This window comes from Streptomyces sp. NPDC057010 (assembly GCF_042673805.1).
Classification (GTDB): domain Bacteria; phylum Actinomycetota; class Actinomycetes; order Streptomycetales; family Streptomycetaceae; genus Streptomyces.
This window is the reverse complement of the sequence record NZ_JBHUSC010000061.1, coordinates 26,839-37,288: the sequence shown is the minus strand read 5'-3', so window position 1 is coordinate 37,288 and position 10,450 is coordinate 26,839. Positions and strand designations below refer to the sequence as shown.

Annotated in this window: 7 protein-coding genes; 6 read left to right on the top strand and 1 reads right to left on the bottom strand. The window is 74.8% G+C overall.

Going from position 1 to position 10,450, the window contains the following annotated elements:
• Nucleotides 1-53: 53 nt before the first annotated feature.
• A complete protein-coding gene (gene murA / locus ACFTXQ_RS32025) occupies nucleotides 54-1,394 on the bottom strand; it encodes a UDP-N-acetylglucosamine 1-carboxyvinyltransferase (protein ID WP_382647710.1) in 1,341 nt (446 codons plus the stop codon).
• A 264-nt stretch (nucleotides 1,395-1,658) separates the two neighbouring features.
• Between murA and ACFTXQ_RS32020 the strand changes: the two genes are divergently transcribed.
• The 6 genes from ACFTXQ_RS32020 (at nucleotide 1,659) to ACFTXQ_RS31995 (ending at nucleotide 10,363) form a co-directional block, all read left to right on the top strand.
• On the top strand, nucleotides 1,659-2,219 hold the full coding sequence (locus ACFTXQ_RS32020; protein WP_382647708.1) for a YqgE/AlgH family protein: 561 nt from the start codon (nucleotides 1,659-1,661) through the stop codon (nucleotides 2,217-2,219).
• Nucleotides 2,220-2,247: 28 nt separating this feature from the next.
• A complete protein-coding gene (locus tag ACFTXQ_RS32015) occupies nucleotides 2,248-2,532 on the top strand; it encodes a DUF3039 domain-containing protein (RefSeq protein ID WP_063754862.1) in 285 nt (94 codons plus the stop codon).
• 145 nt (nucleotides 2,533-2,677) lie between these two features.
• Nucleotides 2,678-4,318, top strand: a complete 1,641-nt coding sequence (locus ACFTXQ_RS32010; RefSeq protein WP_382647705.1) for a beta-N-acetylhexosaminidase — start codon at nucleotides 2,678-2,680, stop codon at nucleotides 4,316-4,318.
• Between the two features lie 380 nt (nucleotides 4,319-4,698).
• Complete coding sequence (locus tag ACFTXQ_RS32005; RefSeq protein WP_382647702.1) at nucleotides 4,699-5,571, top strand: FAD binding domain-containing protein; 873 nt, start codon at nucleotides 4,699-4,701, stop codon at nucleotides 5,569-5,571.
• Complete coding sequence (locus ACFTXQ_RS32000) at nucleotides 5,568-8,024, top strand: 2Fe-2S iron-sulfur cluster-binding protein (protein WP_382647700.1); 2,457 nt, start codon at nucleotides 5,568-5,570, stop codon at nucleotides 8,022-8,024. Before ACFTXQ_RS32005 ends, ACFTXQ_RS32000 begins: the two co-directional genes overlap by 4 nt.
• Before the next feature lie 44 nt (nucleotides 8,025-8,068).
• Nucleotides 8,069-10,363, top strand: a complete 2,295-nt coding sequence (locus tag ACFTXQ_RS31995; RefSeq protein WP_382647713.1) for a xanthine dehydrogenase family protein molybdopterin-binding subunit — start codon at nucleotides 8,069-8,071, stop codon at nucleotides 10,361-10,363.
• Nucleotides 10,364-10,450 lie beyond the last annotated feature (87 nt).

Sequence of the window (10,450 nt, the reverse complement as noted above, 5' to 3'; positions counted from 1 at the left end):
GTGCCTGCCCGGGGGATGACCCCCGGACCCCCAGCAGGGGCCGGGGTGCCGGGTCAGACCAGCGCGCTGCCCGGGAGTTCGACCTTCGCGCCGAGCTCCACGAGCTTCTCCATGAAGTTCTCGTAGCCGCGGTTGATCAGGTCGATGCCGTGGACCCGCGAGGTGCCCTCCGCCGCCAGCGCCGCGATCAGGTACGAGAACCCGCCGCGCAGGTCGGGGATGACCAGGTCGGCACCCTGGAGCTTGGTGGGGCCGGAGACGACCGCCGAGTGCAGGAAGTTGCGCTGGCCGAAGCGGCACGCGCTGCCGCCCAGGCACTCGCGGTACAGCTGGATGTGAGCACCCATCTGGTTGAGCGCCGAGGTGAAGCCGAGGCGGGACTCGTAGACCGTCTCGTGGACGATCGACAGGCCGGTGGCCTGCGTCAGGGCGACCACGAGCGGCTGCTGCCAGTCGGTCTGGAAGCCGGGGTGCACGTCCGTCTCCAGGGCGATGGCGTTCAGCGGGCCGCCCGGGTGCCAGAAGCGGATGCCGTCGTCGTCGATCTCGAACGCCCCGCCGACGCGGCGGAAGGTGTTCAGGAACGTCATCATCGAGCGCTGCTGGGCGCCGCGGACGTAGATGTTGCCGCCGGTCGCCAGCGCCGCGGACGCCCAGGAGGCGGCCTCCAGGCGGTCCGGGAGCGCCTTGTGGTTGTAGCCGCCGAGGCGGTCGACACCGGTGATCCGGATGGTCCGGTCGGTGTCCATGGAGATGATCGCGCCCATCTTCTGCAGTACGCAGATGAGGTCCTCGATCTCCGGCTCGACGGCGGCGTTGCTGAGCTCGGTGACGCCCTCGGCCAGGACGGCCGTCAGCAGCACCTGCTCGGTCGAGCCGACGGACGGGTAGGGCAGGCGGATCTTGCAGCCGCGCAGGCGCTGGGGGGCCTCCAGGTACTGGCCGCCCTCGCGCTTCTCGATGGTCGCGCCGAACTGGCGGAGCACGTCGAAGTGGAAGTCGATCGGCCGCCCGCCGATGTCGCAGCCGCCCAGGCCCGGGATGAAGGCGTGGCCGAGGCGGTGCAGGAGGGGGCCGCAGAACAGGATCGGGATGCGCGACGAGCCGGCGTGGGCGTCGATGTCGGCGACGTTCGCGCTTTCGACGTGGGTCGGGTCGAGCACCAGCTCGCCCGGCTCGTCGCCGGGGCGGACCGTGACCCCGTGCAGCTGGAGCAGGCCGCGGACGACGCGCACGTCACGGATGTCGGGGACGTTGCGCAGCCGGCTGGGTTCGCTGCCGAGCAGAGCGGCGACCATGGCCTTGGGCACGAGGTTCTTCGCGCCGCGGACACGGATCTCGCCCTCAAGCGGGGTGCCGCCGTGGACAAGCAGGACATCGTCGGTGACGGTCATGAATCTCGCGTTCCGAAGAGGGGTGGGCAGGGGGGCCAGGGAAAAGGGTAAGGGCCACCACCCCCTTGTTCGTAAGGCTGACGCGGCCGTAGGACTGTCATGAATTCGCCACAGCACCCTGTGTGTCCGCCAAGTGGCGGAGTGTCGCGTTCCGCCCGCGCCGGGCGTGCGCGCTCCTCCCTGCTGCCGTGCGCCCTGAGCTGCCCGCGATCCGATCTTCCCGCCCGCTCCCCGCAACGGGCGAATGTGCGGGATCATGGCGGCATGACCGAGGTGTCCTCCCTCACAGGGCGGCTGCTCGTGGCCACCCCCGCCCTCGCGGACCCGAACTTCGACCGCGCGGTGGTGCTCCTGCTCGACCACGACGAGCAGGGGTCGCTCGGCGTGGTCCTCAACCGGCCCACGCCCGTGGGCGTCGGTGACGTCCTGCTGCCCTGGGCGCCCCTGGCCGGCGACCCGGGCGTGGTCTTCCAGGGCGGGCCGGTGGCCCTGGACTCGGCGCTGGGGGTGGCGGTCATCCCGGGCGAGGAGGGCCCCCTCGGCTGGCGCCGGGTGCACGGGGCGATCGGCCTCGTCGACCTGGAGGCGCCGCCGGAGCTGCTGGCCGCCGCCCTGGGCTCGCTGCGGATCTTCGCCGGCTACTCGGGCTGGGGCCCGGGCCAGCTGGAGGACGAGCTGGGCGACGGCGCCTGGTACGTCGTGGAGTCCGAACCCGGCGACGTGTCCTTCCCGGACCCGGAGCGCCTCTGGCGGGCGGTGCTGCGCCGCCAGCGCAGCGAACTCGCGATGGTCGCCACCTATCCGGACGACCCGTCGCTCAACTGACCCGCACCGGGTTCAGTACCCTGGTCGCATGAGCACTCTTGAGCCCGAGCGCGGGACTGGCACGGGGACCCTCGTAGAGCCGACGCCGCAGGTGTCGCACGGTGACGGCGACCACGAGCGCTTCGCCCACTACGTCCAGAAGGACAAGATCATGGCGAGCGCGCTCGACGGGACCCCCGTCGTCGCGCTCTGCGGCAAGGTCTGGGTACCGGGCCGTGACCCGAAGAAGTACCCGGTCTGCCCCATGTGCAAGGAGATCTACGAGTCCATGGGCCCCGGCGGGGACAAGGACAAGGGCGGCAAGGACCAGTAGGTCCGGCCCGCAGAGCAGGACCGAGGCCCCCGGGGTGCGCATCCGCGCATCCCGGGGGCCTTCGGCGTACTAGGGTCGGCGGCACGAGCACTCTGTGGAACGGGCGTTGCGCAGGGTGCAACAGGCTGCTGCGAAGGGCTGACGCATGGACCTGATCCCCGCACCTCAAGTCGCCGTCTTCGAGGAGGACGGGCGCCGCTTCGCCTTCGGCCCCGAGCCGACCCTCGCGGCCGGACCCGGCACGGAGGGCGTGGCGCGGCTGCTGCGCCGGGAGCTGGGCGCGGCCACCGGCTGGAGCCTGCCCGCCGTCGCGCACGGCGCGACCGCGGACGTGAGGCTGAGCCTGGATCCCGGGTACGGCGAGCGGATGGGGCCCGAGGCGTACGGGATCACCGTCGACGCGACGGGCGTCGAGCTGGCCGGCGCGAGCGCGGCCGGGCTGTTTCGCGGCTTCCAGACGCTGCGTCAGCTGCTGGGCCCCGAAGCCCACCGCAAGGCGCCGCTGCCCGGGCGCGCGTGGAGCCTGCGCCACGGGCGGATCGCCGACAGCCCCCGGTTCGCGTGGCGCGGGCTGATGCTCGACGTCGCCCGGCACTTCATGCCCAAGGACGCGGTGCTGCGCTACATCGACCTGCTCGCCGCGCACAAGCTCAACGTCCTGCACCTGCACCTGACGGACGACCAGGGCTGGCGGATCGAGATCAAGCGCCACCCCCGGCTGACCGAGGTCGGCGCGTGGCGGGCGCGCAGCCGGTGTGGCCACCGCGCCTCGCCGCTGTGGAACGAGACCCCGCACGGCGGCTTCTACACCCAGGACGACATCCGCGAGATCGTCGCGTACGCCGCCGAGCGGCACGTCCGGGTGGTCCCGGAGATCGACGTACCGGGACACTCGCAGGCCGCGATCGCCGCCTACCCGGAGCTGGGGAACACGGACGTCGTCGACACCTCGGCGCTGGAGGTCTGGGACGACTGGGGGATCAGCCGGAACGTGCTCGCGCCGACCGAGGCCGTGCTCCGGTTCTACGAAGGGGTCTTCGAGGAGCTGCTGGAGCTGTTCCCCGCCGAGGTCTCGCCCTTCGTGCACGTGGGCGGGGACGAGTGCCCCAAGGAGCAGTGGCGGGCCTCCGCGGTCGCGCAGGAGCGGATCCGCGAGCTGGGGGTGGACGGGGAGGACGGACTGCAGTCCTGGTTCATCCGGCACTTCGACACCTGGCTCGCCGCGCGCGGGCGGCGGCTGATCGGCTGGGACGAGATCCTGGAGGGCGGGCTCGCGCCCGGGGCCGCCGTCTCCTCGTGGCGCGGCTACGGGGGCGGGATCGCCGCCGCCGAGGCCGGGCACGACGTGGTGATGTGCCCCGAGCAGCACGTCTACCTGGACTACCGGCAGGCGGGCGGAGCCGAGGAGCCGGTACCCATCGCGTACGTGCGCTCGCTGGAGGATGTGTACCGCTTTGAGCCGGTACCGCCGAAGTTGTCGGCGGAGGCGGCCGCCCATGTGCTCGGCGCGCAGGCCAACGTGTGGACCGAGGTGATGGAGGACCAGGGGCGGGTCGACTACCAGGTGTTCCCGCGGCTGGCCGCCTTCGCCGAGGTGGTGTGGTCGCGGCTGCCGGAGCCGCAGGAGCGGGACTTCGCCTGGTTCGAGGGCCGGATGGCGGCGGCGCACTACGCGCGGCTGGACGCGCTCGGGGTCGGCTACCGGCCGCCGGGCGGCCCGCTGCCGTGGCAGCGGCGACCGGGGGTGCTGGGTCGGCCGAAGGAGGGCGCGCCCCCGAACGTGTGACAGGGCGGGGCGCGAGGGGAGCGGTTCCGCTTCGAATCCGCATCGGATCCGAAGCGGAACTGAAACGGAACCGAAGGGGAACTCTGGCTGGATTTCCGGTGATACGGGGAAAAACGGTCAGCCGGGGGAGTGGGCGCCGCCGGGCGCCGCGGCTGCGGGGCCGGAGCGTGCGGGGGCGGCCGCGGGGCGGTGAGCGGCGGAAGTCGCCGTCGTCCCGCGGGGTTCGCCGGCATGCGGGGCGGCGAGGGGGCGCCCGGCCGACCCTCGCGCCGGAGCTCCGCGAAGATGTGCCAGAGTTGCCACCTCCCGGCGGTGAGCACGTACCGTACGGCGGACAGGCGTGAGCGCCGGGACCGGGACATCGGGAAGGGGCAGCTGGGTTGACCACGCACGCACCGCAGGCGGCGCAATCCGTGACGCTGCCGGCCTCGCTCGAGGAGGCCGTGGCGGCACTCACCGCCATGCCCGCCGCCGTGCCCGTGGCCGGAGGCACCGACCTCATGGCCGCCGTCAACGCCGGGCTGCTGCGGCCCGCCGCGCTGGTCGGCCTGGGCCGGATCAACGAGATCCGCGGCTGGCAGTACCAGGACGGCCACGCGCTGCTCGGCGCGGGCCTCACCCACGCGCGGATGGGGCGGCCGGACTTCGCCGCCCTGATCCCCGCCCTCGCGGCCGCCGCGCGCGCCGCCGGACCCCCGCAGATCCGCAACGCCGGCACCCTCGGCGGCAACATCGCCACCGCCGCGCCCACCGGTGACGCCCTCCCGGTGCTGGCCGCGCTGGAGGCCGTGCTCGTCATCGTCGGCCCGGGCGGATCGCGGGAGATCCCGGTGTCGCACCTGCTGGCCGGCCGGGAGATGCTGCGGCCCGGGGAGCTGATCGGCTTCGTACGGGTGCCGCTGCTGCACGCGCCGCAGGTGTTCCTGAAGGCCACGGGGCGTACGGGGCCGGGGCGCGCGGTGGCGTCCGTGGGGCTGGTGCTGGACCCCGCGCGCCGGGGCGTGCGCTGTGCGATCGGCGCGGTCGCCCCGATGCCGCTGCGGCCGCTGGAGGCCGAGCAGTGGGTGGCCTCGTTGATCGACTGGGACGGCGAGCGGAGCCTGGCCCCCGAGGCGCTGGAGGCCTTCGGCGAGTACGTCGCGGCCGCCTGCGTCCCCGACCAGGGGGAACCGGTGGCTCCCGGTGTACTGCATCTGCGGCGGACGGTGGCCGTGCTGGCGCGCAGGGCCCTGGGGAGGGCACTGACCTCATGAGCGGGAACGAGAACGAGAACGTGAGCCAGGGCCAGGGGAACGGCGCGGCGGGCTGGGGCTGGGAACCGGTCCCGCAGGGCGGCGAGTACGACTCGGACGCGACGGCCTTCGTGAAGCTGCCGCAGGACATGCTGGACGCGCTCGGCACCGGTGAGCCGCTCGCGGCGCCCGGGCACGGGTACGTGCCGCCGCCGATGATCGTGCCGCTCGGCTCGGCCAGTACGGATCCGGCGGCCACGGGCACGTGGACGATGCCGGTGCAGTGGCCGGAGGCGGGGGGTTCTGGTCCGGCGGACGCCGCCGCGGCCCCCACGCCGGCGCCGGTCGGCGGGCCGATCCCGGCGTCGATCCCGATCCCGGCATCGGTGGCCGCGGCGTTCGCCGAGGCCGAGCCGGAGCCCGACCCGGGGGCGACCGCGGAGTGGCGGTTCCCGGACGTACCGCAGGAGCCCGAGGGCGGGGCCACCGGCCAGTGGGCGGTGCCGAGCGCGCTGGACGCCGACTGGAGCCAGGCCCCGGCGACGCTGCCCGGCGGCGCCCCGGCGCCCTGGGCGAACCACCCCGACTTCGAGGGCGCGCGGGGCTACGCGGCGCAACCGGACCCGGGCGTGCTGCCGGGCACGGACGACGCGGTGGCTTCGGCGGCCACCGCCACGGCGATGGGCGCCGGGCGGCTGCTCGGCGGTCCCGGGGTCGGCGCCCTGGGGCGCGGCCCGCGCGTACTGGGCGGACCCGGCGTGGGCACCCCGCTGCCGGAGGGCGAGCCGGTGCATCCGGCTCCGCACGACATCGAGGCCGCCCACGGCCCGGCGGGGACCCCGTTCGAGGGCTCCCGGCCCGCGCCGTCGGCTCCGGGCACGGAGACCGACGGCCACGGCTTCGCGGCCTTCGGCCACGGGCCGGAGCCGGTGGTCGAGGCGGGCCCGGGGGACACGGCCGGCACCGGGTTCGGGACGGGCCCGGAGTACGGGTCCGGGTCCGGGCACGCGGAGTTCCCGGCAGGCTCGGACCTGCCGGCCGGGCCGGAGTTCGCGACCGAGCCGGAGTTCGCGGCCGGGCAGGAGTTCGAGGCCGGGCCGGGGCATACGGCGGGGTCGGGGTTCGCGGCTGAGCGGGAGCTTGCGGCGGAGTCGGGGTTCGAGGCCGGGCCGGGGCATACGGCGGGGTCGGGGTTTGCGGCTGAGCGGGAGCTTGCGGCGGAGTCGGGGTTCGAGGCCGGGCCGGGGCACACGGCGGGCTCGGGGTTCGCGGCTGAGCGGGAGCTTGCGGCGGAGTCGGGGTTCGAGGCGGGCTCGGGGTTCGAGGCCGGGCCGGGGCATACGGCGGGGTCGGGGTTCGCGGCGGGCTCGGGGTTCGCGGCTGAGCGGGAGCTTGCGGCGGAGTCGGGGTTCGACGGCGGGCCGGGGCGTGCGGCTGAGTCGGGGTTCGGGCCCGGGTCGGGGTTCGGCGCTGGATCGGAGTTTGCAGTCGGGGCCGGGCTCGGAGCCCGGCAGGAGTTCGCGGCCGGGGCGGATCCGGAGCCCGTGGCCGAGGCCGGTGTCGAGGCCGGGCCCGATGCCGAAGGCGGGTCCGCGCCTGACGTCGAGGCCGAGGCCGAGCCGGCATCCGCGGCCGGGGCCGACGGCGAGCCCACGCCTCCGCACACGCCCGCGGCAGCGTCGGCGCCGGAGCCGGCCCACACCGACGGGCACGGCTTCGCGGGAGCCGCCCCCACCCCGGCCGGGACGGGGCCCGAGGCCACGCCGCTCGGCGACACCGCCGACACCGCCGTGGTGGTCCCGGACGAGGACACCGCCGCAGGTGTCCCGGCCGAGGTGTCCACGTATGGGGAAATCCAGGACGGGACGGCCGCCACGCCCGTGGACCACCACGAGCACCCGCTGGCCTCCTACGTCCTGCGCGTCAACGGCGCCGACCGGCCCGTCACCGGCGCCTGGATCGGCGAATCCCTCCTCTACGTGCTGCGCGAGCGCCTCGGCCTCGCCGGCGCCAAGGACGGCTGCTCGCAGGGCGAATGCGGTGCCTGCGCCGTGAAGGTCGACGGCCGGCTCGTCGCCTCCTGCCTGGTCCCGGCCGCCACCGCCGCCGGCAGTGAGGTCCGTACCGTCGAGGGCCTCGCGACGAACGGGGAACTCTCGGACGTCCAGCAGGCGTTGTGCAGGTCGGGTGCGGTGCAGTGCGGATTCTGCGTACCGGGCATGGCCATGACCATCCACGACCTGCTGGAGGGCAACCACGCCCCCAGCGAGCTGGAGACCCGTCAGGCGCTCTGCGGCAACCTCTGCCGCTGCTCCGGCTACGCGGGGGTCATCGACGCCGTGCGCGAGGTCGTGGCCGGGCGCGAGGCGGCGGCCGCCGAGCCGTCGGGCTCGGCTCCGGGTTCGCCGGAGGCGCGCATTCCGCATGAGGCAGCGCCCGGCGAGGGCGGCATCCACCACGGAGGCACGGTGTGAGCGGGCAGGACGCGGCGACGGCGACGACGACGGTGAACACCACGGTGACCGCCCTGGCGGCGGCCCCGGAGGCGGCGGAGCCGCAGGTGCCGCACGGCATCGGCGCCTCCGTCCCGGCCGCCGACGCCCGCGCCAAGACCGAGGGCACCTTCCCCTACGCCGCCGACCTGTGGGCCGAGGGCCTCCTGTGGGCCGCCGTGCTCCGCTCCCCGCACGCCCACGCCCGGATCCTCTCCATCGACACCTCGGCCGCCGCCGGGATGCCCGGCGTGCGCGCCGTCGTCACCCACGCCGACGTCCCCGGCGCCACCACCCACGGCCGCCGCATCGCCGACCGGCCCGTCTTCGCCCACGACGTCGTACGCCACCACGGCGAGCCCATCGCCGCCGTCGCCGCCGACCACCCGGACACCGCGCGCCTCGCCGCGGCCGCGATCGCCGTCGAGTACGAGCTCCTCGACCCGGTCACCGACCCCGAGCAGTCCTTCGGCGCCGCCCCGCTGCACCCCGACGGCAACCTGATCCGGCACATCCCGCTCCGCTACGGCGACCCGGAGGTCACCGGCGAGGTCGTCGTCGAGGGCCTCTACCGCATCGGCCGCCAGGACCCCGCCCCCATCGGCGCCGAGGCCGGGCTGGCCGTGCCGCGCCCCGACGGCGGCGTGGAGCTGTACACCGCCTCCACCGACCCGCACACCGACCGCGACCTGGCGGCGGCCTGCTTCGGCCTCGAACCGGACCGCGTGCGCGTCGTGGTCACCGGAGTCCCGGGCGCCACGGCCGACCGCGAGGACGCGGCGTTCCAACTCCCCCTCGGCCTCCTCGCCCTGCGCACCGGCTGCCCCGTCAAACTGGCCGCCACCCGCGAGGAGTCCTTCCTCGGCCACACCCACCGCCACCCGACGCTGCTGCGCTACCGCCACCACGCGGACGCGGAGGGCCGCCTGGTCAAGGTCGAGGCCCAGATCCTGATGGACGCCGGCGCCTACGCGGACGCCTCGTCGGAGTCCCTCGCGGCGGCGGTGGCCTTCGCGTGCGGCCCGTACGTCGTCCCGCACGCCTTCGTCGAGGGCTGGGCCGTCCGCACGAACAACCCCCCCTCCGGCCACGTCCGGGGCGAGGGCGCGATGCAGGTCTGCGCCGCGTACGAAGGCCAGATGGACAAACTGGCCGCGGCCCTCGGCATCGACGGCGCGGAACTGCGCCTGCGCAACGTCCTGGCCACCGGCGACCTCCTCCCCACCGGCCAGACGGTCACCTGCCCGGCTCCGGTCGCGGAACTCCTGCGCTCGGTCCGCGACTTCGAACTGCCCGCCCTCCCGAAGGACACCCCGGAGGACGAGTGGCTGCTGCCCGGGGGCCTGGAGGGCGCGGGCGAGCCGGGTGCGGTGCGGCGCGGGGTCGGGTACGGCGTCGGCATGGTCCACATGCTCGGCGCGGAGGGCACGGACGAGGTCTCCACCGCCACGGTGAAGGTGGTCAACGGCGTGGCGACGGTCATCTGCGCGGCCGTCGACACCGGCCAGGGCTTCGCCACGCTCGCCCGTCAGATCGTCCAGGAGATCCTGGGCGTCGACGAGGTGACCACGGCCCCGGTCGACACCGACCAGCCGCCGGCGGGCCCCGCGGCGCACGGCCGCCACACCTGGGTGTCGGGCGGCGCGGTCGAACGGGCCGCCAAGATGGTCCGGACCCAGCTCCTCCAGCCCATGGCCCACAAGCTGGGCATGTCCACGGAACTCCTCCAGATCGCGGATGGCCGAATCACGTCGTACGACGGCGCGTTCTCCACGACGGTCGCGGAGGCGATGGAGGGCAAGGAGCTCTGGGCGACGGCCCAGTGCCGCCCCCACCCGACGGAGCCCCTGGACGGCGACGGCCAGGGCGACGCCTTCGTCGGCCTCGCCTTCTGCGCGATCCGCGCGGTGGTGGACGTGGACATCGAGCTGGGCTCGGTCCGCGTGGTCGAGCTGGCCGTGGCCCAGGACGTCGGCCGCATCCTCAACCCCCGCCAGCTGGAGGCCCGTATCGAAGCGGGCGTCACCCAGGGCGTGGGCGCGGCCCTGACCGAAAACCTCCGCACGGTCTCGGGCCTGGTCCGCCACCCGGACCTGACGGGCTACGCGCTCCCGACCGCCCTGGACGCCCCGACGGTCCGCATCGTCAAACTGGTCGAGGAACGTGACGTGGTGGCCCCCTTCGGCGCGAAGGCGGCGAGCGCGGTCCCCGTGGTGACGGCCCCGGCGGCGGTGGCCTCGGCAGTGCGGGCGGCCACGGGCCGCCCGGTGAACAGGCTCCCGATCAGGCCATCGGCGGCGGTCGCGGTGCCCAACTCATGACCTTGTGACCCGCATTGCACCTGCAACACCGGACTTGGGACTGTCGGTGCCGGTCGCTAGAGTGATCGGTACGAGTGTTTACGTGCG